Below are 25738 nucleotides of genomic sequence, written 5' to 3'. Positions count from 1 at the left end.
AAAGGCGGTAGCTCAGCTACCGCCGCAAAATAATTATAAAATTAACGCATGTTCTGTAATGCGGCAATACGTTGCTCTAGTGGCGGATGAGAAGAGAATAAAGCACTCCAGCCAGGTTTATCACTAATGCCAGATGCGGCCATCGATTTTGGCAACTCGCCCGGTTGCAAACCACCCAGTCTTGCCAAGGCATGCATCATGGGCTGGCGGTTACCCAGCAAGTTCGCCGAACCGGCATCTGCACGAAATTCACGCTGACGCGAAAACCAGTTAACGATCATGGATGCAGCAATACCAAACAGTATCTCACATACAAATACCGTGATCATATAACCTATGCCCGGCCTGTCATCATCATTATTGCGAAATACTGCCTTATCCACTGCGTAACCAACTACCCGGGCCAGGAATACCACAAAAGTATTCACCACACCCTGTATCAGTGCCATGGTCACCATATCGCCATTGGCGATATGCGCCACTTCATGACCGAGTACGGCTTCTACCTCTTCCCGTGTCATACCCTCCAGCAAGCCAGTGGAAACAGCAACCAGTGCAGAATTTTTGAAAGCACCAGTGGCAAATGCATTGGCCTCACCGTTATAGATCGCCACCTCAGGCATACCGATGCCTGCCTTTTCAGACAGGGCCTTGACAGTATTGACCAGCCAGAGCTCGGTTGATGTAGATGGAGATTCGATGACCCTGGCACCCGTTGACCATTTCGCCATGGGCTTGCTGATCAGCAACGAGAATATCGCCCCGGTAAAACCGACAACCAGGGAAAACGCCAACAAGGTCGATAATTGCAGGCCGTTCGCCGTCAAAAACCGGTTAACGCCCAACACGGATAGCACAACCGACATGACGGCAATCACCGCCAGATTTGTCAGCAAGAACAAGACTATGCGCTTCATGAACACCTCCCAAAGGAACACACGATTCATGCCCTGTTACATATGGCTTAAACCCGCGTTTTCAAGGCAGCATCTTCAAGCCAGAGACCATTGCTCCCACACGGGTTTTGCTATTTTTGGCAAGGGTGGCAAACGCCCAATATCGACCTCGGCATCCTGGGGAGAGTGAAAATCAGAACCACGTGAAGACAAGAAGCCATAGTGGGCAGCGATCCTGGTGTATTCCTCATACTGATCCACCGTATGGCTGCCAGTCACAGTTTCTATTGCCAGGCCACCAAGATTCTTGAACTCGGTAAAAAAGGCATCGTAAGCCAATGGGCTAAGATCATAGCGCCCAGGGTGTGCCACTACAGGCACACCACTGGCACCACGTATCCAGCCGACCGCCTCTGCCAGAGTCGCCCAGCGATGAGGAACAAAACCTGGCTTGCCATCTGCCAGATAATGTCTGAATACGTCAGACACCGTGGCGCAGGCACCAATCTCCACCAGGTAACGGGCAAAATGTGAACGTGAGATCAGGTCAGGGTTGCCGACGTATTTGAGCGCCCCCTCATAAGTGTTGGCAATGCCTGCCTTGCTTAATAATTCTGCCGCCATATCACGCGCACGACGCTCACGGCCTGAGCGTGTTTGCGCCAGGCCACTGACCAGATCAGGATTGGTTTCATCAATATTGAGGCCAACAATGTGGATAGTCTTGCCAGCCCAGGTAATCGAGATTTCCACCCCGGCAATATATCCCATGCCCAGGTCCAGTGCCGCAGCACGCGCCTCAGGGATGCCGCGCACTTCATCATGGTCAGTCAGCGCCCAGACATCCACGCCATTTAACTTGGCGCGCTCTGCCAGTTGCGACGGTGTCAACACACCGTCAGAGACGACGGAATGGCTGTGTAAATCGGCATTTAATTCTGGAGATAACATGATGAGTACGGGGAAAAATCAGGCCGGCGGTGTTAATCTTTTTCCAGACTGCCTGTTTTAGCCAGGAATTGCTTGTGTATGCATCTATACATCGTGCACCTCTACACCGCCCTACTGAAGTATTGTACTCTCCAGGACAGGATCGTGCTGCACTGCACGATCCTTTGTTTTTATGACATGACTTACAGCTTCATCTCTACACGCAATGTCCAGATGGTGTAGGTTTTGGATGTGTTGTAGTCAATACGGTTAAGTGTGTCCGAGTTCACTATGCTGCCGCTCTGATAATCATTGGCCCGCACATTATTGGCGGACAGGCGCACTTGCAAGTTTGGATTGAATTTCCACAAACCGTACAGGTCTACTTGACGTTTGATACCAGTCTGGTTGACCTGGACGTTACTGCTTTGTATTTCGTAGGCTGGCGTCCAGTTGATATTGCCGCCAACGGTCAGCGGAATACCTGCAGGACGATAATCAAGACCGAAATTGGCAGTTTGTGTAGGTTGCTGGTCAAGGCGATTATTAGGCCCCTTGATATCATCCACAGTAGACCAGAAATGGCTATAGTTGCTGCGCACATCAATAGCCGGGCCATCAGGGAAGAATTCCTGCAACTGGAATTTAGCTTCCAATTCTATGCCTTTGGTCGTTGCGTGACCGATATTCACAGGCTTGGAAATTTGGCGCGTCTTGTACAAACCATCGACCAAATCCAAAACCTGAACCGGATCTGTGCTTCTGCGTATCAGATTATTGATATCGCGAACAAAAAAGTTAGCACTGATAATACCTGCGCGCGTCAAATAATGTTCAAAAGCGAGATCAATACCCTTGGATAACTCCGGCTTCAAGAATGGATTGCCGGTACGGTCAGGGCGATAAAAGCTGTTTTGATTGGAAATGCTAGTCACAGCGATCAAATCATTCAGTGCTGGCGCACGGTAGCTTTGAGTCAGGCTGGCTCTGATCTGATCCTTGCCAGCACCAGGAATACGCCAGACACCATGCAAGACCGGGCTCCAGACACTACTGGTATTTTCTATCGCATTACCACCCACCGTGCTGCTGGTCCTGATACCTTCCCAGCGCAACCCTGCGTAAGCAGAGAATTGTGGATTGATATCAAATTCGTCCTGTGCAAAAACAGCCAGGCGACGAGTATTGGCATCCAGGTTGTCACCAGATTCGGCGAACTGCGATTTTCCATTATCCAGTGAAATACGGGTCTGGCTGCGCTTACCCATTTCTATGTCCCAACCAGCGGCCAATGTGTGCCCTTCACCATAAGGCTTAGTGAATTTACCACCGGTATTGAGACTGCTGTCCCTAGTATTATTGACATCGCTGATCAAGTCGATCTGATTACCGGTTTTATCAAATTGATAGCGCAAGGAATTGCTATCCATTTTGCCCAGGCCGCCGCCAAATTTGATATTCAATTTCGAGTTGTCCTCGAACTTATGTTGCCAGTTACCAAAACCGCGCAAGAATGTTGTCTCCGCGTGTGCAGATCCGGTTGCCACTGCAAAATCACCGTTAGTGGCAAGTACATTAGTGTTATCTAGTTTAGTTACATAGTGATCAATCAGATTAATATCACTTCGGGTACTGGAATCACTGCGCGAATTCATCAGGAATGGCTGCACCATCAAGGTGTCGCCATTTTCAAACTTATAGTTAAAACGCGGCGTCAAATGAATACCTGTCGTCCTGCGGTTAGTTTGATCAAATTGATTCTGAATTAAAGTCTCAGATATAGTCTGAGGATCACGCTGCGGACCATGATCATAAGAATTGGTAAAAGTACTGCCTTCATCATGCTGACGATTCTGAAAAACAGAACCACTCAAGGCATACGACAAACTACCCATTTCACCGGGCACTGTCAGTGACACATTCGGTGCCAGCCTGCCCTGTTCATAGCCCAGGGATAACTTCAGGTCGATATCTTTTTGCTTGTACTCTTCCCGCAAAACAATATTGATGGTGCCAGCAATCGCCTGGGTGCTGTATTCAGCCACGGTACCGCGAATGATTTCTATGCGTTCTACCTGGTCAGGTGTCAGGCTGTCCATGGAGAAGCCGCGTGGCGCACGTTCACCATTGAGCAGTATCTGGGTATAACCATTGCCCATGCCACGCATGCGTATATCACCGCCACGTCCTGGCCTGCCGCCCACAGTCACGCCGGGCAGGCGTTTCAACACCTCCCCGAGATTGCTGTCGCCATTCCTGTCCAGCTCTTCCCTGCCGAAAATAATTTTGGCTGCAGTGGATTGGCGGCGCTCTTCCTGGTCAGTACGGCCACCATTGATGGTGACTTTTTGTATATTGTCCTTGCTGGCTGCTTCAGTTTTTTTGTCGCCTGTCTTGGCTTTGGCTTTCATGTCCTGAGAATTTTCCTCAGTACTTTTGATGGCTTCAGGAGGGGTAGTTTGCGCATAAGCAAACGTAGTCACTGAGAAAACACTGGCAACCGCCAGTGTCAGGGTACGCAATCTAAATTTTGGATACATAGGTTTCAAACGTGAAAATACAAAAACTGCATGAGCGCAAACAGGCAGCGCTCGCTCATGTCAGGATTGTATTTTTAAGCAAGCTTGAATACCAGCAAACACCGGTTCATATTTGTATAGAATTGAAACAGTGGGCTTGCGATGGTTACTTTGTGATACCAGACAAAATCTATGGTTTTCAGGCTTTACGGAAACGCCATAGCGCAATTACCCCAAAAACAGCAGCAAAAGCCAATTGCACACCCACTGCAGGTAAAGCAGCATCCAACCCCAGGCCACGCCAGGTCATGGCATCCAGGCCATCCACAGCCCAGCGCGTAGGCACGATCAGGGTCAGGCTTTGCAACCATTGCGGAAACATGAAAGAAGGCATCCAGGCACCGCTGAGCATGACCATGATCAGGGTCGCAAACACCGATATGCCACGCGCTGCTTCAGGGGTTTTGCCAAAGGCAGCAATCAACAATCCAAAACTGGCTGTCATCAGGGAGAAAGAAACCACTACGCCGATGAAGCCAGGCAGACTTCCCGCTATATGCACATTGAATACAAAAACCGCGACCAGGAAAATAAAACACATGAGGCCACAGGCGATCAGGGCACATGACAGCGCCCTGGCGATCAGCACTGTATTCAGACCAACTGGCGCGGCCAGCAAGCGGTTCCACAAACCCAACCGCCTGGCCAGGAGTATGCCTATGCCCGCATCTATCGCCATGAATAAAATAAACTGCACACTCATGCCTGCAAATGAATGAGCATAGCCATTGTATTTATTGGTGACCGGGTCACCTGCGGTCATGGCCTGATCCTTGGTAACGAAGGGCATGCTCAAGCCAGTATTTGCGGCCTTCGCTGATTTTGCTGCATCTGTTGATTTTGCAGCAGAAGCGCTTGCTGAACCCGCATCTGCAGCAGTATCTGCAAGCTCAGTTTTTTGCTGGCTAAGCTGGAATTTTTTCAAACTCCCAAGAAAGTCATGCAACTCCCCTTTATTTTTATTGGCTTCATCCATCTTTTCCAGCTCTTGCAAGCTCTGGTCTATGAACTTGGTACCCGTTTTGCCACCAAACATTTCGGCACTGACACTTTGCATGACTTGCTGCGTCAACATACCCTTGACCATGGCCAGCACTGCGGTTTGCGAGGGGTCATAAAAAATAAGCAGCTCTGGTTTTTCCTTGCCACCAAACAGGGCCCCGCCTGCCTGATCACCAAATTTTTCAGGTATCAGGACCGCCATATTGAGCTTGCCTTTCAGCACCAGAGCCTTGGCCTCTTCAAGGGGTAATTCCTTGACTGACAGAGTGGCCTCTTCCTTCAGGCCCTTTACTATTTTCTGGCTGATCACATGATCATCCTGACTGATCACGGCGATCTCTATCTTGGCCGCATCTTTAGCCTCTCTGCCGCCAGTGACAAACCCAAAGAATGCCCCCAACAGTATGGGCATCACCAGGTTAAGCAATAAAGCACGACGGTCCGCCAGGAACAGGATCAGGTCTTTTCGTATCAGTGCGATCAGGGCAGTCATTATGGTTCCTCAGTATTTCGCATTCTTATTGGAGGGATTTCAGGCGCAAATCAAGAGAAAATCAATCGCGCAAACTACGCCCGGTCAGGGTCAGGAATACCGCTTCAAGATTGGTTTTTGCAGTCGCAAAATGATTGGTCTTGTAGCCGTTTTTTGCCAGCCAACTCAGCAAACCAAAAGCTACCTCATGCTCAGTCAGCGTGACATCCAGATGCTTGCCGTGATCTGACATATGTACACTATCAACACCTGGCAAAACACTCAGGGCAGCAACATCTGTCTCAGTGATCTGCGTATTCAAATCCAGTTGCAACGCTGCCTTGGCAGGCAAACGGCGGTATAAATCTGCCGGGGTTTCATTGGCAATGACTTTGCCATGATCAATAATGACGATATGGTCAGCCAGACGCTCAACCTCTTCCATGTAATGACTGGTATAGATAAGCGTACGGCCTTGTGCCTTGAGCACGTCCAGGCTATCAAAAATCGCATTGCGGCTTTGTGGATCAACGCCAACGGTAGGCTCATCCAGTATCAATAATTCCGGGTCATGCAAAAGTGCGGCGGCAATATTCAGGCGACGTTTCATACCACCAGAGAAAGTCGATGGCTTGTCATTTGCCCTGTCCGCCAGATTGACCAGCTCCAGCACTGCATCACAGCGCTGCTGCAACTTGCTGCCAGACAGGCCATACAAGGCACCAAACAATTTGAGATTTTCTCTTGCTGGCAATTCGTCATACAGCGCCAGGTCTTGCGGCACCAGCCCTATCTTGAATTTAACGGCATTATTGCCGGCCCCCATGGTCTGCCCATCCAGCAATACCCTGCCCTGCTCAGGTTGTAACAAGCCGCAAATCATGCTGACTGTGGTTGATTTGCCTGCTCCGTTTGGCCCCAGCAAACCTAGGGTTTGCCCGCGTTCAATAGTAAATGAAACATCATCAACGACCTTGCGTGCGCCATATGATTTAGTCAAGTTCTGTACATCCAGCAGCGTGCTAGCCATGGGATTTGCCTTAATGGAGAACAATTGAACACAATTTAAAGAACCAGTGTCAGCAATGGTAATTCAAACAATGCTTTTACAGCAAACAAGAATCCTGACTATGCGCGAGTTTGCAACAGATATGGCAACACCAAGGACAGAGACATAAAAAAACCTGCTTATTTAAAGTAAGCAGGTTTTCAGGTTCAACCTGCCGTTTTCAGGCAGGTTTTGATCTTCATGATCAGTCCGCGCGATCTGCCAGGTTCAGGTTCAGTTGCGAACGCAGCAAGTCTTCAGTATCTGGACGTGGGCTATTACGCGCTGTTTCCAGCTTATCGAGATAACCAGACGTCACATCACCCGTGATGTAAAAACCATCAAAGCAAGATGCTTCTATGTTTTTCAACAGCGGGTTAACATCAGAAATTGAACGTTTCATGGCCGCCACATCCTGATACACCAGAGCGTCAGCAGTGATTTCACGGCAGACTTCTTCTTCACTACGGCCATAGGCGATCAATTCACTGCGTGTAGGCATATCGATACCATACACATTAGGGAATTGCACCGGTGGCGCAGCAGAAGCAAAAATCACGCGCCTTGCACCAGATTCGCGTGCCATTTGCACGATTTCACGACTGGTCGTGCCACGGACGATGGAATCATCGACCAGCAAAACACTCTTGCCCTTGAATTCAGAACCAATGGCATTCAACTTTTGGCGCACTGATTTACGGCGCACAGCCTGGCCTGGCATCATGAAAGTACGGCCTATATAGCGATTCTTGATAAAGCCTTCGCGATAATCAAGATTCAGCTTTTGTGCCAATTCCATTGCCGATGGGCGGGAAGAATCAGGGATAGGCATGACAACATCAATTTCACCATCGCGGAACTGATTACGTACCTTGTCGGCCAGATACTCACCCATTTTCAGGCGGGTCAGATACACCGAGGCGCCATCAATGATGGAATCAGGACGGGCCAGATACACATATTCAAAGGCACATGGGTTCAAGCTAGGGTTATCTGCACATTGCTGGGTATGCAATTTGCCATCCATATCGACAAACAAAGCCTCACCCGGCTCAACATCACGCAGGAACTTGAAGCCCAGGCCTTCGAGCGCAACTGATTCACTGGCGATCATGTATTCAGCGCCGTTTTCGGTCTGTGAAACACCGACGCACAAAGGACGAATACCAAATGGATCACGGAAAGCCAGCAAGCCGTAGCCAGAGATTTGTGCAACAACGGCGTAAGAACCACGTACACGCCTGTGCAGCATCGCAACGGCGCGGAACAGACCTTCTGGGTCCAGCGAATAGCCGCTGGTGACTTCCTGTATCTGATGCGCCAGGATATTGAGCAAGACTTCAGAGTCAGAATCGGTATTCAAATGACGGCGGTCATTTTTGAACAGCTCTATCTTCAGCTCTACCGCATTGGTCAGGTTGCCGTTATGTGCCAGCACGATACCAAATGGTGCATTGACATAAAAGGGTTGCGCTTCTTCTTCACTGGTGGAACCGGCAGTTGGATAACGTACTTGCCCAATACCGACATTACCAGGCAAAGAACGCATGTTGCGGGTACGGAATACGTCACGCACCAGGCCATTCGCTTTATGCATGGCGAATTTATTACCATGATTTGTTGCGATACCAGCTGCGTCCTGACCGCGGTGCTGCAACAGCAGCAGCGCGTCATAAATCAATTGATTGACAGGATTATTTGAAAATACGCCTACGATGCCACACATGGTGGACTCCTAAAAAAAACAATTAAAACTTTACATGCTCCGAAACCGAGACTGGCAACAGCGGGATCACCGTGCGCGCTGCGGTTTCTGCAAGAGGGCTAAGCCATGCATGGGTCCAGAACGGCTGTTGCGGTATGGATGTCATACCGCACACCAGCACGGCAGCCAGCACCAGTATGCAACCACGCGCCAGACCAAACAGACCACCAAGACCCCGGTCTGCCAATGTCAGGCCGCTAGCCTTGATCATGGCATCCACCGCCATCATGATCAGCGCCATCAACAGGCGCACACCGATAAACAGGGCAATAAAGGCAACAATCAGGCGCAGCATCTGGCCTGGCACCATCGATGGCAACCAGGTCGCCAATACATCACTATAGGCATTGGCAATCACAAATGCGACCACCCAACTGACCAGCGACAAAATTTCTTTAATTAAACCGCGCAGCGTACTGATCACGATGGAACAAACCAGGATCAGCAGCACGAGATAATCAAACAATGTCACGCCAGATATTCCTTACTCATTAGTTAGGTGGCAGGCTGGCACTCAGGCCCAGCTTGCTTAATTTGGCGCGCATTTTATCTGCCTCTTCTTTGGAAGCAAAGGGGCCTACCCTAATCCTTGTCACTTCACCATTCGTGGTGATGATCTTTTGCGTATATGAACGTATATTCGCCGCGTTCAGCTTGGCTTGCACTTCATCCACTTTGGATTGTGTGGAAAACGCGCCTGCCTGCACCGTGTAAGATGATTTTTCTGCAGGTTTGTCTGCGGCTTCCGGCTTGCTGACTACCGGCTTGGTAGCTGGTGGAGTTTTACCTTCGAGTATGGCGAGCGCACGGGCAGCCTCATCATCGGCATTGCCAGGTTTGGCGACAACTGGTTTGACATCAGTTTTTTCAGACTTGGCAGGCTTGGCTTCAGCTTTAGGCTCATTTTTTGCCGTAGCCACGTCCTTCTCCACCGCTTTGACTGGAGCTGGAACTGGCTTTACCTCAACTTTTGGTTCAGGTTTGCTTTCTGCTTTTACTACAGGTTTGGTTTCTGTCTTTGTTTCGGGTTTTGTTTCTGTTTTTACTTCAGGCTTGACTGGCTTGGCCGTTGCTGGCGCAGTCTGGGCCAGCGTAGTACCACCCGCAGTGGTCATGGACTTGACCTGTCTGTCGACACCATCAGTGGCAGCGACTTTATTTTTTAGCGTCGCCGGTACTTCTATGATTTCTTCAGGTGGCTCATCTGGCAGCTGCTTTTTGGATTTTGGCGCGACAGCATCAGCGGCGATATCCGGTGTTTTATCCTTGGAGGGAATGCGGATATTAATATCATCAGGCAAAGGCTTGGGATCAGAATCGAGGATCATGGGCAAGCCTATAATGGCAGCAAGTGCCAGTGCAACGGCACCTATCAGGCGGCGCCTGGCACGTTTCTTCTCTGGCAATATGGGATCATCGACCTTCGAGCGCCTTCTGGGCTCGGCCTTTTTTGTCCTGGAACGAGTTTCGATACTCTCTTCTTCAGCGCGGGAACGGAATTCACCGCTATCCTGAGTATCGGAAGTTTCTTGCTTCTGTGTAAAACGCGAGAGCAAACCCATGTGCAAATTTCTGGTTGGTTAGCAAGCGGGTACGTCATCAACAAACCGGCTTGCAAAAAACATCAATGGAGAGCAGAACGACGGGCGCGCATCACACCTGCTACCGTCAAAAACGATCCAAAGACCACTATTCTATCATTTTCGCCTGCCTTGCTGATGGCATCCGCATAAGCCAGCTCTGGGGCATCAAAACCAGTGATGGTTTTTTCAGTATTTGCCAGCACGCCAGCGGCGACCAATTTGTCTTTCAATACATCAACTGGGGCCGCTCGCGGCAAAGGCAAGGCCGTGACGCACCAGTGATCGACTTTTTCTTTCAATTGAGCAATAACACCGTCAATATCCTTATCGAGCATGGAACCAAATACCGCATAGGTATAGGCATGAAAACCCATATTGTCGAGATTTTGCGCCAGGGTAGCGGCGGCGTGCGGATTATGCGCGACATCCAGCACCACGGTCGGGCGACCTGGCATGACCTGGAAACGACCAGGCAAATCCACCATCACCAGACCAGTACGCACTTCTTGCGCGCCGACTGGCAGTTCAAGCTTCAGGGCTTCCAGCGCGGCCAGCACGGCAGACGCATTCAAGAGCTGGTTGGCACCACGCAGACTGGGGTAACCAAGTGAATTACGGCGCTGGCTGCGGCCAGCAAAATTCCATTGCTGCTTGTCACCGTTGTAATTGAAATCGCGGCCAAACAGCCACAAGTCTGCACCTATGGCATTGGCATGGCCTATCAGGGACTGGGGCGGCAAAGGGTCACCACAAATCGCTGCCTTGCCCGGGCGGAAAATACCGGCTTTTTCAAAGCCTATCTTTTCGCGGGTATCACCAAGGTAATCAATATGGTCGATATCGATGCTGGTGACGATGGAGACATCAGCATCAATGACATTCACTGCATCCAGGCGACCACCGAGACCGACTTCGAGGATGACCACATCAAGCTTGGCATCGGCCAGCAATTTGCAAATTGCCAGCGTAGTAAATTCAAAATAGGTCAGCGAAATATCGCCACGTGCCTCTTCAACAGCATTGAAAGTGGAGATAAAGACATCGTCCTTGACCATCTCACCATTGATACGGGCACGCTCATTGAAGTCGAGGAAATGCGGTTTACTGTATAGACCAACACGGTAACCAGCCTGCATCAGCACTGCTTCCAGCATGGCGCAGGTAGAGCCTTTGCCATTGGTGCCAGCGACCATGATGACGGGGCAATCATAGTGGATGTCCAGCTTGTTCTTGACCGCAGCAACGCGGTCCAGGCCCATATCGATTTCTTTGGAATGGCGGGTTTCGAGTACGGCCAGCCAGTCAGCCAGGGTGGCAGGTAAATTTGTCATAAGATAAAAAAAGCCCGAACAAAATGCTTCGGGCTTATTAGGTATTCAATATATATCAGGTGGATACTGCTTCAGCAGGCTGGTTTTGCAACAAAGCCAGCAAACGCGCAATTTCTTCACGCATCTTGCGACGATCGACGATCATGTCGATCGCGCCTTTTTGCAGCAGGAATTCAGAGCGCTGGAAGCCTTCTGGCAATTTTTCACGCACGGTATTTTCAATCACGCGTGGGCCAGCAAAGCCGATCAAGGCTTTAGGCTCGGCAATCACTACGTCACCGAGGAAGGCGAAAGAAGCAGATACGCCACCCATGGTAGGGTCTGTCAGTACAGAGATGAAAGGCAATCTATTTTCAGACAATTTAGTCAGCATGGATGTGGTTTTTGCCATCTGCATCAGCGACAACAAGCCCTCTTGCATACGTGCACCACCGGTAGCGGTAAAGCAAATGAAAGGCACTTTTTGTTCCAGTGCAGCTTGCGCGCCACGCACGAACCGTTCACCAACAACAGAACCCATAGAGCCGCCCATGAATTCAAACTCGAAACAAGCAGCAACAACAGGCACAGCCATAATAGAACCACCCATGACTATCAGGGCATCAGTTTCACCGGTAGTTTCCAGCGCATCTTTGAGGCGGTCAGGGTATTTTTTGCTGTCTTTGAATTTCAGTGTATCGATAGGCAAGACTTCCTGGCCGATTTCATAACGGCCACCTGCATCGAGCAAGGCATCCAGACGTTCACGCGCGCCTATGCGCAAATGATGGCTGCATTTGGGGCAAACATGGATATTGGCTTCCAGATCAGAACGATACAGCACCGCTTCGCAAGAGGGGCACTTGACCCACAAACCTTCAGGAATCGACTTACGATTTGCAGATTCCGAGCGTTGTATACGCGGCGGCAACAGTTTTTCTAACCAACTCATGTTTTCTCCTTATGGCCGCCAGGCTGTCTTTTTAACAACCCGGCATCAGGTTCATTCTGGTAAAAGAACCAGTCAGGCGCGTATTTTACTCGTCCAAAGCCTGTCTGACACCAGAAATAAAGCTTTTCACTGCAGCAACTGCGGCAACTACGTCTCCACGCGGGGTATTTTCCAGTTCCTGGATGATGCGCGAGCCTATCACCACCGCATCCGACACTGTGGAAATGGCTCTCGCCGTCGCCCCGTCACGTATGCCAAAGCCCACGCCAACCGGTACTTTGACATGCTTTTTGATACGCGGGATCATGGCGGCAACCGCATCCAGATCCAGCGCACCAGAACCGGTAACACCCTTCAGTGACACATAATACACATAACCACTGGCAATTTTACCAACTTGTGCTATACGCTCATCAGTCGATGTCGGTGCCAGCAAGAAAATGGTATCCATCCCCTGTTGCTGCATTTTACTTGCAAATTCTTCACATTCTTCCGGCGGGTAATCCACTACCAGCACACCATCCACCCCAACTTCAGCAGCCTTGGCGATGAAAGCATCCTGCCCCATGCGCTCTATAGGGTTGGCATAACCCATGAGTACAACTGGTGTCTTTTGATTACTTTGCCGGAATTCGCGGACGAATTGTAATACATCCCGCAAGCCAACTCCAAATTGCAGCGCTCTTTCAGAGGCGCGCTGAATGACAGGGCCATCTGCCATAGGGTCAGAAAACGGCACGCCCAGCTCAATAATATCGGCGCCGCCCTCGACCAGAGCATGCATTAAAGGCACAGTTAATTCAGGTGCAGGGTCACCTGCGGTGATGAAAGGGATTAAGCCTTTTTTATTGCTGGCTGCCAAAGCAGCCATGGTATTTTGAATTCTTGACATCTTGTCGGTCCTTATTCGATGCGCTATGCGTTGTCCAGGGCATCACTCCTGCGATGGCATCAGTCTCAATTTTGATAGGGAAGACATGCAGGCCGCACTCCTATATGTATGCGCCTGCATGTTTACTCAATGGCTGGTCAGAACTTCAACCCGGCACGTTCGGCCACGGTATGCATGTCCTTGTCACCGCGCCCCGACAGATTTGCCAGGATTATCTGGTCTTTGGGCAAAGTCGCAGCAAGTTTGGCTGCGTAAGCCAGGGCATGACTGGATTCCAGCGCAGGAATGATGCCTTCTATACGACAGCAATCATGAAAAGCCTTGAGTGCCTCATCGTCAGTAATGGTCACGTATTGCGCACGGCCACTTTCTTTCAACCATGCATGTTCAGGACCTACGCCCGGGTAATCCAAGCCCGCTGACACGGAGTGGGTTTCTATGACCTGGCCATTCTCATCTTGCAACAAATAAGTACGGTTGCCGTGCAATACACCGGGGGAACCTGCCGTCAGTGAAGCAGAATGCTTGCCACTTTCCAGCCCCTCCCCTGCAGCTTCAACACCGATGAGCCTGACTTGCTGATGATCAATGTAAGGATAAAAAATACCCATGGCATTTGAGCCACCGCCTACGCAAGCCACGACATGGTCTGGCTGACGCCCGGTTTGCTCAGGCATTTGCCATAAACACTCCTCACCAATAACTGACTGGAAGTCCCTGACCATCATGGGATAAGGATGCGGGCCAGCCACCGTGCCTATGATGTAAAAAGTATTATCGACGTTCGCGACCCAGTCACGCATGGCTTCATTCAGCGCATCTTTCAGGGTCTTGGAACCAGACTCCACTGGCACCACGGTCGCCCCTAGCAACTTCATGCGATACACATTTTGCGCCTGGCGCTTGACGTCTTCAGACCCCATATAAACCACGCATTCGAGTCCAAAACGGGCGCAGATGGTTGCTGTGGCAACACCATGCTGACCAGCACCAGTCTCAGCGATGACGCGTGGCTTACCCATGCGCTTGGCCAGCAAAGCCTGGCCGATGACATTATTGATCTTGTGGGCGCCGGTGTGATTCAAGTCTTCACGCTTGAAATAAATTTGCGCCCCACCCATCAGATCAGACCAGCGTTTGGCGTGATACACAGGAGATGGACGACCAACGAAGTACTTCAATTCATTGCGAAACTCAGCCAGAAACTCAGCATCATGCTGGAACTTGGCGTAGGCTTCTTTAAGCTCAGTCAGTGCGTGAGTCAGTGTTTCGGACACAAAAGTGCCACCAAACTGGCCAAAATGGCCACGTGAATCGGGTAAATGATATTGGGCTGACTGATAAATTGCCTGACCGGCGACGGACTGGCGCTCGAACTGAGCATCCAAAGACTGGAGTTCTTTCATTTTCTTTCCTTCAAACTGGCTTGAAAGCGATGCGCCGGGTGCATACCCTACGCAACATCACTATTTCTGATTGTCTGCCAGACGCACTGCTGCGATAAACGCGCGCACGCTGGCCTCATCCTTGATACCCTTTGCCGCTTCGACACCACTGCTGATATCGACCGCAAACGGGCGAACCTGACTAACTGCGCCAGTCGCGTTCTGTACGCTCAAGCCACCACTTAAAACGACCCGAGGCGCGAGCTCTTTTGGAATGAGAGACCAATCAAAAACCTTTCCACTACCGCCATACCCATCAACATGGGTATCTAGCAATAAACCACTGAATAAAGGACTAGCCTTACGATAAGACTGCTCACATTCTAGCAAATCCTCAGGCCTTGTGTCAGCTTTGACGCGATAAGCACGAATAAAAGGACGATTGACACTGGCTGCCAGACTCGCGCATTGCTCTGGCGTTTCATCGCCGTGGAATTGCAGCAGTTGCACGGGAGCCTGCTTAATGATCTCTTGCAAGCCCGATTCATTGATATTCACGAACAGGCCTACTGACATGACAAAGGGAGGAATTTCGCGCAGCAAAGCCCCGGCAGTATCAGGTGTGACATAACGAGGACTGGGTGGATAAAAGACGAAGCCCAAGGCGTCAGCACCAGCCGCGACAACGAATCTCAAATCTTCTGACCGGGATAAACCGCAAATTTTGATTCTGGTTCTGTGACGCATGGCACTTCCTAATGTAAAAACTTTTCCAATTCAAACTACTGCAAATTTTTGTCGCGCTCCGTAATCGCTAGTATCAAACAAGGTCAGAACAGGGGCAGTTTACTTCGCTTCGGTATTATTCTTAAAGAATTGAGGCACCATTAATTTTTGCCTACACACAAATCCAATAAGAACAAACCCTATCAATGTCACCATAAAATATGGCAAACCAAGGCAGACGTTGATAACGGAACCAGCCAGCCAAGCATATAAAACATACCAAGCAGCGTTACTGCCCTGACAGGAACGATATGCGAGCCAAGCCAAAGGAAGTAAAATTGCCAATACAATCAGGAAATTTAGAGCATTTATATCGTCGAACATGGTCAGACTTCTTTAGATTGAAGGGCCAAAAATCATTACTCAGGATTAACTGAAAACCAACACTAAATACAATACTACGGTAGCGACAAACAGTGTGAGCACATGGCTAGTCTTACTCTTGGGAATAACTGCAGCCGCAAATGAAGTAAATCCAAGCGCAGAGCAAGATATCCTTAGGGATTGGGCTGTAACCACAGACAAATGCGTTTCTGCAGGATGCTCAGCCAAGAGCCCAATTACAAAACCAACAATTCCCAAACAGATAATTAGCTTTCTTTCCAAACTTAATCGCTGTTTGCCCTGCATATTTTCCATAAACCTCCCTTAATGCTGACAACAAGCCAAGCACAAGCATTACCGCTGAACGGTAGAATGTTTCACATTAATTATCACGATATCAGATTTTCTAGAAAATGCTAATTTTTAAAAAACAGAAAAATGATAATTGGCACATGCAATTTTCCAGCGCCCGAGTATATACAAAGGCAATCAGTTGATTGAAGCATGCGATAATCAATTACCATTTCATTCATAGACGCCATGAATTCACCCGCGACAAAACCGCTCATCACCCGGCTATTCGGACTGGATATCTGCAATATGCGTTTTGCAGAGGCCAATCAGCATTTGCTGGAAGTTGCCAGCAGCCGTGACCATGCCAGCCGCGTGGTGGTGACGCCAAATGTGGATCATATGACCAAGCTCGAATATGAGCCTGAGTTCAAGACCTTGTACGCGACTTCAGATTATATTTTTGCCGATGGCATGCCGATAATCTGGGCCAGCAAAATGTGCGCCCTGCCCTTGCCGGAACGCGTTACCGGGGCAGACCTGTTTGTGTCGCTATGCCGGGGTTGCATAGAGCAGGATTTATCGATTTTTGTTCTGGGTGGCATGCCGGGGCAAGAAAGCATGTTACTGGAATCCTTCGCCAAAACTTACCCTGGTCTCAAGGTTGATATTTTTTGCCCGTCCATGCAGTTCACTGCCGACGGCGCCGAAAGTGATCTGGCGATACAGCACATACAGGCTGCAAAACCAAATATCCTGTTCATTTGTCTGGGCATGCCCAAGCAGGAAAGACTGGCATTTCGTTATCGCGCACAATTCACCACTGACAACGTGCCATTGATATTGTGCGTCGGCGCAGCGATGGAGTTTGCATTGGGACAGAAAAAACGTGCGCCTTTATGGATGCAAAAGATAGGCATGGAATGGTTCTGGCGTCTGGCCAGCGAACCGCGCCGCTTGTGGCAACGTTATACGACACAAGCCTGGCGCTTTGTAGGGCTATTGCTGCGCGAAAAAAAAATACAGAAACAAATGCGGAATTTAAATTCAACTACAAAATAAAAAAGGGAAAATTTATACTTACAATGTGCTCCAAATTCATTGGCTTACTTTCTTTCCATATAAGCTAAAGATTCATTAATTGCTGTTGCCACACTATCCAGGTAAGCCTTATTTTTATCCTGAATAGCTACTTGAATAATCCCACCCGCACCAACTTTTAACTGCCAATCGCGTTGAAAATAGAGAATAAAAAAAACTGCACTTAAAGCAAGCATAACAAATCCGACAAAAGGCACGTTGAAAACCATTATCAAACTGAATAAAGTAGAAAACAAAGCCAATATGAAAAGCAATACGTTGCCTGATTTTTGAGAAATAGTAACAGAAGTCAAATTTCGAATTGGGAAATTTGCACCCGTCGAGAGTCTGAACATTACATCGCTTACATATACACCATGCCTGTCCATAAACACCTTCTCTACTACCACATCGTTATTTCTTTGGGGTGCTGGCGGGACATCTACGTTTAGTGAGGCTCCGCAACTATTGCAAAATTTTGCATCCGCCTGAACCTCAGAGCCACATTTTGAACAAAACATATTTTTCCAATAAGAATCTTTAAAATAACATCGCACAAATGGTAACAAAAAAATATTTATCTAGCATTTACTTTTTTTGAATGCAATATGTAAAAAAAACCGCACAGATAACAATCTGCGCGGTTTTTTCTTGGGGGATTACTTTAAATACTTACGCTACTTCTCAGGCTACTTTCTTCGCATCGAAGAATTGCTCATCTTCAGTAGAACCATGCAAAGCTGTCGTAGAAGATTTACCTTGCTGAATCGTTTGTGTCACTGCATCAAAGTAACCAGTACCAACTTCACGTTGATGCTTAACAGCTGTAAAGCCTTTTTCTGCTGCTGCGAATTCAGCTTCCTGCAATTCAACAAAAGCAGACATCTGGCGACGTGCGTAGCCATGTGCCAGGTTGAACATACCGTAGTTCAATGCATGGAAGCCTGCCAGTGTGATGAACTGGAATTTGTAGCCCATTGCGCCGAGTTCTTTCTGGAATTTGGCGATTGTTGCATCATCCAGATTTTTCTTCCAGTTGAAAGATGGTGAGCAATTATAGGACAACAATTTACCTGGGAACTTGGCATGGATAGCGTCAGCAAATGCCTTGGCGAATTCCAGGTCAGGTTTGCCAGTTTCACACCAGATCAAATCTGCATATTCTGCATAAGCCAGGCCACGGGAAATTGCTTGTTCCAGACCTGGTTTGGTTTTGTAGAAGCCTTCAACTGTACGCTCGCCTGTGCAGAAAGGCTGGTCGTTAGGATCGACGTCAGAAGTCAGCAAATCAGCGGCTTCAGCATCAGTACGGGCCAAAATCACGGTGGATGTACCCATGATGTCAGCAGCCAGACGTGCTGCATTCAGTTTTTCAATGGCTTCACGGGTAGGAACCAGAACCTTGCCGCCCATGTGGCCGCATTTTTTAACAGAAGCCAGTTGATCTTCAAAGTGAACACCAGATGCGCCTGCTTCGATCATGGCTTTCATGAGTTCAAAGGCATTCAATACACCACCGAAACCGGCTTCAGCATCAGCCACGATAGGGGCGAAGAAGTCGATGTCATCTTTGCCTTCAGACCATTGAATCTGGTCAGCGCGTGTCAGTGTGTTGTTGATGCGTTTGACAACCAGTGGTACAGAATTGGCTGGGTACAGGGATTGGTCAGGATACATTTCACCGGCAACGTTGGCGTCGCCAGCAACTTGCCAGCCAGACAGGTAGATGGCTTTCAAGCCAGCCTTAACCTGTTGCATGGCCTGGTTACCAGTCAACGCGCCCAGGGCATTGATGAAAGGTTCGTTATTCACCAGATCCCACAATTTGATCGCGCCGTTTTTTGCAATAGTATGCTCCACCTTCATGGAGCCACGCAGGCGAACTACTTCTTCCGCCGTGTAGTTACGCTTGATACCGATCCAGCGTGGATTGGTATCCCAGTCTTTTTGCAATTCTGCTACTTGTTGTGCGCGAGTTGTCATATTTCTCTCCTGTGGGCAAATCAAATGAAAAGGTGCATCCGTTGAGAGAAATAATAGAGTATTTTTTGCGGAGCAACAAGGTCTTATATAAGACATATGACAAATATTTAATCGTTTAAAATCAAATACTTAAAATTCATTTTTTGCGATATGAAATTATATTTCTTAGAATGAGAAAAATAATTTGTGCAGCGAGTCAGCATTTTTCACAATATGAAAAATTGATTTCACATCATAAAATTTGGCAATTCAGTTTTTTACACAAAGAAAATTAAGTTTCAAATTCCCTCGGGAAACTGGAAGTTTTTAGTGCAGAACGCGCGGATGCCACCACTGCACCCACAAGCCCCTCAAGAGACTCATTAACAATCTCAACAACAAGCTTAAAACATGCTTATTAAAAGGAGGACTTAAGCAACACCACCCCAAAGCTTGCAGTTTACCGTGCCCCCCAATTCGTCATACCCGCGCAGGTGGGTATCCATGCCTGATCGCCCCTGCACCTGCATTACAAGCTCCGAGATTGATCAACGATGGATTCCCGCTAAAAGCACGCGGGAATGACGGTTTGAGATGCGCTGTATTGATTGCGCTCATTGTGATCTATGCATGGCCGACGTAAAAACCGTCAATGCCAATTTTGCTTAAGTCCTAAAAAGGCTTATTCAAGGACGAGCTCATACCAAGGCGACGGAAAATCAAAGTCGAGCTCAAAACCATCTGGCTTTTTGCTGATGGCAGAACTGGCCAGTGCCTTCATGCGCACGCCATTTCCATCCAGCGGATATACCGTCATCTTTTTGCTTTTGCTGGCGTGGAATAACTTGACCGGGATACGCTCCAGCCATACAGGCGCAAGACCTTCCAGTGAACCCGAAGGTTTTCTGGCTGTTGCCGGGTCAGGCTCCAGCGTCCACCATCCAGATTGCCCCTCATAATTTATCAATTGTTTAGGACGTTCAGGTTGCACGCCGGCTTGCGTGGTCGTTGTGGCACCACTCAGCACCAGCAAAAGGTGGCGACTATTTTTCAAAGGCAAGGCATCCCGGCTGCTCAGCATAATGACGCCATATTGCCGCCCTTTGTCTGAAAACACAGGCAGGTATTTATCTGCTTCCATAGTGACAGAGCCCGGTGGTTTGCGCCCCGCGAACAGGCGCGTATAAGCAGTTTCTGCTGCCAGCCAGGGGCCAGATTCACCGTAACGTAATTCGCCCCCGGCTGCAGCCCAGGTCATATCATCTTCATGCCATAACCTGGCAGTGTGCTGCACCGGCCCAACCGGTTTGGCTTGCGTGCCATACATCATGGCTACACGGGTATAAAAAGCATGCCGGTAATCAATGCCGTATTGCGCCTGTAGCCAGGCGGGCATTCCACCGCCACTGACACCATCACGCAAAGCACCCAGCATGGTGCGCTCTTCAGGTGCCAGGTTGATATTCATCTGTGTTGGTAATGGCTGCACCTGATATTGTCTGAACAGAGCCGCCGCCATGCCGCTGACCACAAGTTGGCCACTGTGACCGCTAAGCCCAAAACTGTCCGGCACGGACCGCCAAAGATCACCATCAATGTAATGAAACAGAAACAGCCCATCCCAGTCCTGGGCGCTGGCAAACGCACTCATGACAGGCAGAATTTCTGCCGACTGACGATTTGGAAAAGCCTGATTGAATTCACTGACCACAAAGGGCTTGCGCGCATCGCGCACATAAGCACGCTGCAACAACGATTGCCACCCCTCGCGCAAGACAGAATTATTGCGTATGCGCCAGTCATTTTTATCCCACTCCTTATGTGGGAAGTCATAGTGATCCACATAAAAGTGCTCATCGACATAATCCATCTGCTGCTGCGCGTCGGCCAGTGCCACTCCACCAAAATACATTTGCGTACCAGTCACAGGCAATAAATCCCCTGCCTCCTGTCTTACAGTCTTGCGAATCAGATTCAAATATTGCTGATCAAGATCAGATAAAAACCGTACATAGTCGAGTACCCTGCGGCCATTGCCCTTTTGATGTGGGCGATATTGCTGCTGCAAGGAGGCTGGCGTCTCCCAACCCAGCTTATTGATTGCGCGTCGCGAAAAACGCTGCACGCCCGCGACCCAGCCTTCACCGTATTCAAGTATGCTGGCCTCGGACGACTTGACATTGATCACGCCTTTGCGCGGTAGTGAACAGCTATCCCATAGCTTGCAGGCGTTGTCGGCGTGCCCATGTTGGCGCAGCACCCATTTTTGCCAATGCTGCTGCAAGGCTCTTTCATATTCACCTGTCAGGCCATCGAGCTGCTTTCTTTGCCAGGCACCCAGCAATGAAGACTCATTATTGATTTCAACCATGGCGAGAGCAGGATCATCCCTGAGTTCCAGCCTGCGCAATAGTTGCTGCACATATTCTGCCTGCAGACTGATCATGCGTGGCTCAAACAAATGCAGAGGATGGCTGGCAAAAGGCATTTGCTCACCGGCCATCAAAGGCGTGACCTGATCAACCGCTGGGCGAAATTGATAACCCACGTGCAGGTTCAGGTTGATGTACAGGCCTTCGGCCTTGAGTGCATCAATAAACACGCGCAAACGCCGCAAGGCTGTTTCGTTAAAACTGGGGTAAGCGGCTGTCGTCAAAATACCACGTGGCTGCTCCAGGCTATCACTGAGAACACTGTCCAGATGATGCAGACGCACTGCATTAAAACCCAGCCTGCGCAAACGGCGTGCGATTTTTTGTGCGTCTTTTTCTTCGGGGAAGTTCGCAGCACCAGACAAGCTGATGCCAAAGAAGCGCACACGGGCGTCATCTTTGGTGCCACCCCGGCCATCTGGCCCGATACGGTAAAAATGCCCTTGCCTGACAAATACTCTGTCAGCAGCCCCCAGCGTATGATTCATGCCACCAAAATCCACGACTGGCGACAGGGTATCCTCATTGACTTCAAAACGGTACCAGGCGAGATCACCCGCTACTACAAAAGGCGGACAGAGACAAATCAGGCTCAATAAAGCCAATCTGAAGGTGAAAGGGACGTGAAATCGAAAATACTTCATAGTTTTGGGGCGCAACAGACAAGGTAGCCATTAGAATATCGCACAAACACATGACATTAGTATTGAGAAATGCAAAATTTGTCCGTACTGCCCGGCAATACCAGCCTGAACCTGCTGGAAACCAGAATCGTCAAACTGATGATCGTTCTGTTCGTGGTTTTTTCCCTGTTACCTTATGGCATTTCCTGGGATTACACCGGCTCGTCTGCGTTGACCATGGAAGGTTCTCTGACCACAAAACTGCAGTGGGGCGGCCTGTTTTTGCTGGCAACATTCATCCTGTATCGTCATTTACCCGAGGCCTTGCAAGATGTGCGGGCGATGAATCCCTTCCTGGCCTTCGTGTTGATATGGTGTCTGGCATCAAGCATCTGGTCGCCCTTGCCAGCAACGACCTTCAAACGTGCGATACAGCTCTATGGTCTGGTGATGATAGGTTTCAGCATACAGCTCGCTGAACATCCTTTAAAAATAATGGTGAACTATGTCTTGTATACCTTGACGGGTATGCTGATACTGTCCTTCTTTATGGCTGTTGCTGTTCCCAGCATAGGCATAGACTATGACCTCGGAGGCGCCTGGCGCGGTGCCCTGTCGCAAAAAAATGAACTGGGCCAGGTTGCTGCCCTCAGCATTTTATTATGGCAAATCAAGGCGTGCAGAGAGACCGTGGGTATCCGCAGCCTGGCGCTGGGCATATTGTTTTCTTTTTTCATGCTGGTCATGAGCAAAAGCTCGACCAGCATGATCATCACCCTGCTGACTTCGGGCGTTTTCCATTTGCTGCGCAAGCGGCACATTTCATCTTCTTATTCTTTGACGCGGGCCAGCCTCGTCATTATGTGCCTGCTGACGATCGCCGTGTATGTCTTTTTTATGCAGGAATCACGCCTGCCTACCTGGCAAGAAGCGGCATCACCAATTGCTGGCCTGTTTGGCAAAGGCACAGACCTGACTGGCCGCACTGATGTCTGGCAACTGGTAGAGATGGAGATTAACAAACACTATCTGTTTGGTCTGGGTTATGGTGTATTCTGGCTGGGGCCAGACAGTCTCTCGCAATTCGTCATTGATGCCCTGCACTGGATACCTTTGCAGTCCCACAATGGCTATCTGGATATCCTCAATGAACAAGGGCTGATTGGTTTGATACTGGTGATACTCACCTTGTTGATGCAGGCAAAAATGCTGATTACGCTTTCCCATCAGGACAGACAGCAAGCCGCCTTCTGGTCCGCCATGCTGGCTGTTGTCGTGATTACCAACTTCACCGAAAGCAGTCTGTTTCGCGGCTTTGTATTCCAGAATGTATTCTTTATCTTCAGCCTGATTGCGGTCAGTTCATCAAGCCGGAGATTCAAACTCGCAAAATCAAACTCAGCAAATTCAGCAAACTCAGACCATTAATTTGCGTCCAAGGTTCTGGAAAGTCTGTTCTATGTAACGGTATGACAAGTGGGATAACAGCAGCGAAAGCACAGTAATGAGCGCGATTCTCGGCAGCGTAGTCAGCTCCGGCAAAAAATGCGCAACGCTATGTGTTACCAACCAGTGGTACAGGTACAGGGAATAACTGATACGTCCCAGATAAACGACAGGTGGCAACTGCAGGAAGCCGTTCAAGCGGTTTTTACCAAAAACCAGGGTAGGAAACATGCAAAACAAAGCTATGCCCTGCATGGAGTAGCGCAAAGACTCACGAAACTCTTCACTACGTATTGCCAACGTCAGTAACAGCAAAAATACGCCAAAAAAGAAAACTCGCTTGTATGCCAATTGCTTGGCAAAGTCAGGGTAACGCGCAAATACTATTGACAGCACTACGCCATACAAAATGGAATCAGCGCGGGTATCGGTCGCTGTATAAATTCTGTAATGCGGCAAATGATCCAGGCCTATGGTCAGCACCAGATACACACGCCAGGCCAGCATCGCCAACAGGATTACCGCGATCAGACTCAAGAAGCGTTTGGGCAGGCGGATGAAACCGATAAACAAAAAAGGGAAAACAAAATAAAAATGCTCTTCGACTGCCAATGACCAGGTTATCGCCAGGGGCTGCTTGATCAACTCACCGCTGAAGCTGGAATAAATGCCATAATAATTCGCAAAATAAAAGAATACCGAGGCAACTTCTTTTTTCGGTGGCAACTCTCCGACAACAGCCATCAATGCCAGCGATATCAGCACAAAAAACAGCAAGGCTGGTGTCAGCCTGAACAACCTGCGCACATAAAAATTACGTATGCTCACACGGCCACTGGTGTCCCACTCTTCCAGCATCAGTTTGGTGATGATGAAACCGCTGATAAAAAAGAATATCGTCACGCCCAGGCCACCAGGGAAGAGATGACCAAATCCTATATGCGACAGGAAAACCAGTGCAATGGATAAGGCACGCAAGCCATCCAGTGCCTGTAAGCGTTGGGATTGATGAGCCATCATGAATTATTTCTTTGCCGGCTGGCTGCCATAGGCATGGCTGGCGCTACCCCAGAAATAACTGAGTTTGCCCAGTTGTGAGGCAGCGACCCTGAGCCAGGCGAAGCTGCGCAGGAATTTAAAAGGCAATAACAGCAAGGCGAATAACAAGGCCAGCACAAACTGCACGCAGGCCCGGGCACTGAGCAACAGCGCAGAACTGATTTTTTTACCGCTTGTGAGCATCGCAAGTTCGGTGCGGATAAATAATTGCCCGGTGCGGTAAGACCTTTGCAGCAACCATTTTGCCGTAGCCCTGTCCGCCGGAATAAATTCATCAGCCGGAGCTTCATCACACCAGACCATGACAGCACCCAGTTTATCCAGACGACGAAACAACATGGTATCTTCCCCACCCGTCGTACCAAAGGCAGGGTCGAACGGGCCTATGCAATCTTTTTGGGATGCGGCTATATCCTGCAGTATTGAACGACGGACAAGCACGTTGCCACTACGGGCGTCCTTATGATCTATTTTTGTGCCGGTAGGCATGCGGCGTCGGTCAAAATAGCCGCCCTCGCGTATCCAGGCTGGGGTACTTTCTGAGTACTCAGGCAGCACCGGTGCAAATACTACATCAGCCTGCTCAGCCTTTTGCACTTTCAGCAGTTGCTCCAGCCAGTCTGCCACTGGCACTTCGTCATCATCAATCATGACTATCCATTGCCCGTTGGCCGCGGCAATAGCGGCATTTCTGGCGAGTGAAATATTTGAGTTTGCGAGGCTCAGCGCCTTGAGGCTTCCGGCGAAACCCGCTGCAATTTCAGCCAGTACGGTCGCGGCAGACTGATTGACGTCATTGTCAACAACCACTACTTCTATGGCCACATCCCGTAAAGTTTGCGTCAAGATAGCTTGCAACAAACGCCGCAACAATTCCGGCCTTTTATAAGTGCAAATGCAGATACTCAGTTCAGGCATATG

At 49.3% G+C, this 25738-nt stretch carries 22 protein-coding genes; 2 read left to right on the top strand and 20 right to left on the bottom strand.

The window, feature by feature from the left end; translation table 11 throughout:
* Window positions 1-41 precede the first annotated feature (41 nt).
* The 15 genes from htpX to ACO0LL_RS11395 form a co-directional block, all read right to left on the bottom strand.
* A complete protein-coding gene (gene htpX, locus ACO0LL_RS11465) occupies window positions 42-917 on the bottom strand; it encodes a protease HtpX (RefSeq protein ID WP_422950998.1) in 876 nt (291 codons plus the stop codon).
* A 75-nt stretch (window positions 918-992) separates the two neighbouring features.
* Window positions 993-1847, bottom strand: a complete 855-nt coding sequence (locus ACO0LL_RS11460; protein ID WP_422950997.1) for a 3',5'-nucleoside bisphosphate phosphatase — start codon at window positions 1845-1847, stop codon at window positions 993-995.
* Between the two features lie 182 nt (window positions 1848-2029).
* Window positions 2030-4366 carry a TonB-dependent receptor plug domain-containing protein gene (locus ACO0LL_RS11455; protein ID WP_422950996.1) on the bottom strand — a complete coding sequence of 779 codons (2337 nt, stop codon included), beginning with the start codon at window positions 4364-4366 and terminating at the stop codon, window positions 2030-2032.
* A gap of 178 nt (window positions 4367-4544) precedes the next feature.
* The gene (locus tag ACO0LL_RS11450; RefSeq protein WP_422950995.1) at window positions 4545-5900 is read right to left on the bottom strand and encodes an ABC transporter permease; all 1356 of its coding nucleotides are present in this window, start codon (window positions 5898-5900) and stop codon (window positions 4545-4547) included.
* 61 nt (window positions 5901-5961) lie between these two features.
* Window positions 5962-6909, bottom strand: a complete 948-nt coding sequence (locus tag ACO0LL_RS11445; protein WP_422950994.1) for an ABC transporter ATP-binding protein — start codon at window positions 6907-6909, stop codon at window positions 5962-5964.
* A 223-nt stretch (window positions 6910-7132) separates the two neighbouring features.
* A complete protein-coding gene (gene purF, locus ACO0LL_RS11440; RefSeq protein WP_422950993.1) occupies window positions 7133-8653 on the bottom strand; it encodes an amidophosphoribosyltransferase in 1521 nt (506 codons plus the stop codon).
* Window positions 8654-8675: 22 nt separating this feature from the next.
* Window positions 8676-9164, bottom strand: a complete 489-nt coding sequence (locus ACO0LL_RS11435; RefSeq protein ID WP_422950992.1) for a CvpA family protein — start codon at window positions 9162-9164, stop codon at window positions 8676-8678.
* A gap of 19 nt (window positions 9165-9183) precedes the next feature.
* The gene (locus tag ACO0LL_RS11430) at window positions 9184-10254 is read right to left on the bottom strand and encodes an SPOR domain-containing protein (RefSeq protein WP_422950991.1); all 1071 of its coding nucleotides are present in this window, start codon (window positions 10252-10254) and stop codon (window positions 9184-9186) included.
* A gap of 62 nt (window positions 10255-10316) precedes the next feature.
* Complete coding sequence (gene folC / locus ACO0LL_RS11425) at window positions 10317-11606, bottom strand: bifunctional tetrahydrofolate synthase/dihydrofolate synthase (RefSeq protein ID WP_422950990.1); 1290 nt, start codon at window positions 11604-11606, stop codon at window positions 10317-10319.
* 55 nt (window positions 11607-11661) lie between these two features.
* Window positions 11662-12537 carry an acetyl-CoA carboxylase, carboxyltransferase subunit beta gene (gene accD / locus ACO0LL_RS11420; protein WP_422950989.1) on the bottom strand — a complete coding sequence of 292 codons (876 nt, stop codon included), beginning with the start codon at window positions 12535-12537 and terminating at the stop codon, window positions 11662-11664.
* An 85-nt stretch (window positions 12538-12622) separates the two neighbouring features.
* Window positions 12623-13429, bottom strand: a complete 807-nt coding sequence (gene trpA / locus ACO0LL_RS11415) for a tryptophan synthase subunit alpha (protein ID WP_422950988.1) — start codon at window positions 13427-13429, stop codon at window positions 12623-12625.
* Window positions 13430-13566: 137 nt separating this feature from the next.
* Window positions 13567-14835 carry a tryptophan synthase subunit beta gene (trpB, locus tag ACO0LL_RS11410; RefSeq protein WP_422950987.1) on the bottom strand — a complete coding sequence of 423 codons (1269 nt, stop codon included), beginning with the start codon at window positions 14833-14835 and terminating at the stop codon, window positions 13567-13569.
* A 60-nt stretch (window positions 14836-14895) separates the two neighbouring features.
* A complete protein-coding gene (locus tag ACO0LL_RS11405) occupies window positions 14896-15561 on the bottom strand; it encodes a phosphoribosylanthranilate isomerase (protein WP_422950986.1) in 666 nt (221 codons plus the stop codon).
* Between the two features lie 99 nt (window positions 15562-15660).
* Entirely contained in the window at window positions 15661-15924 is a 264-nt protein-coding gene (locus tag ACO0LL_RS11400; protein WP_422950985.1) for a hypothetical protein, read from the bottom strand.
* Between the two features lie 45 nt (window positions 15925-15969).
* On the bottom strand, window positions 15970-16239 hold the full coding sequence (locus tag ACO0LL_RS11395; protein ID WP_422950984.1) for a hypothetical protein: 270 nt from the start codon (window positions 16237-16239) through the stop codon (window positions 15970-15972).
* A 225-nt stretch (window positions 16240-16464) separates the two neighbouring features.
* Between ACO0LL_RS11395 and ACO0LL_RS11390 the strand changes: the two genes are divergently transcribed.
* Window positions 16465-17277 (top strand): WecB/TagA/CpsF family glycosyltransferase, encoded by an 813-nt coding sequence (locus tag ACO0LL_RS11390; RefSeq protein ID WP_422950983.1) that lies wholly within the window; start codon window positions 16465-16467, stop codon window positions 17275-17277.
* 44 nt (window positions 17278-17321) lie between these two features.
* Here the strand turns inward: ACO0LL_RS11390 and ACO0LL_RS11385 are convergent, their stop codons facing one another.
* The 3 genes from ACO0LL_RS11385 to ACO0LL_RS11375 all read right to left on the bottom strand — a co-directional run bounded on the left by ACO0LL_RS11385 (window position 17322) and on the right by ACO0LL_RS11375 (window position 22285).
* Entirely contained in the window at window positions 17322-17816 is a 495-nt protein-coding gene (locus ACO0LL_RS11385; protein ID WP_422950982.1) for a DUF6232 family protein, read from the bottom strand.
* A gap of 163 nt (window positions 17817-17979) precedes the next feature.
* A complete protein-coding gene (gene aceA / locus ACO0LL_RS11380; protein WP_186951700.1) occupies window positions 17980-19278 on the bottom strand; it encodes an isocitrate lyase in 1299 nt (432 codons plus the stop codon).
* A 661-nt stretch (window positions 19279-19939) separates the two neighbouring features.
* Window positions 19940-22285 (bottom strand): capsular biosynthesis protein, encoded by a 2346-nt coding sequence (locus tag ACO0LL_RS11375; protein ID WP_422950981.1) that lies wholly within the window; start codon window positions 22283-22285, stop codon window positions 19940-19942.
* 117 nt (window positions 22286-22402) lie between these two features.
* Here ACO0LL_RS11375 and ACO0LL_RS11370 point away from each other — a divergent pair, with 117 nt between their 5' ends.
* A complete protein-coding gene (locus ACO0LL_RS11370) occupies window positions 22403-23740 on the top strand; it encodes an O-antigen ligase family protein (protein ID WP_422950980.1) in 1338 nt (445 codons plus the stop codon).
* On the opposite strand, the gene ACO0LL_RS11365 is transcribed toward ACO0LL_RS11370, so the two are convergent.
* Together ACO0LL_RS11365 and ACO0LL_RS11360 are read right to left on the bottom strand one after the other, a co-directional pair.
* Window positions 23729-24778, bottom strand: a complete 1050-nt coding sequence (locus ACO0LL_RS11365) for an acyltransferase family protein (RefSeq protein ID WP_422950979.1) — start codon at window positions 24776-24778, stop codon at window positions 23729-23731. The genes ACO0LL_RS11370 and ACO0LL_RS11365 overlap by 12 nt on opposite strands.
* A gap of 3 nt (window positions 24779-24781) precedes the next feature.
* Window positions 24782-25735, bottom strand: a complete 954-nt coding sequence (locus ACO0LL_RS11360; RefSeq protein ID WP_422950978.1) for a glycosyltransferase family 2 protein — start codon at window positions 25733-25735, stop codon at window positions 24782-24784.
* Window positions 25736-25738 lie beyond the last annotated feature (3 nt).

It is taken from the genome of Undibacterium sp. TC4M20W (assembly GCF_049340245.1).
In the GTDB taxonomy this organism is placed as follows: Bacteria; Pseudomonadota; Gammaproteobacteria; order Burkholderiales; family Burkholderiaceae_D; genus Undibacterium.
Note: the sequence above shows the minus strand (reverse complement) of the source record. Positions and strands in the feature narration are given on the sequence as shown.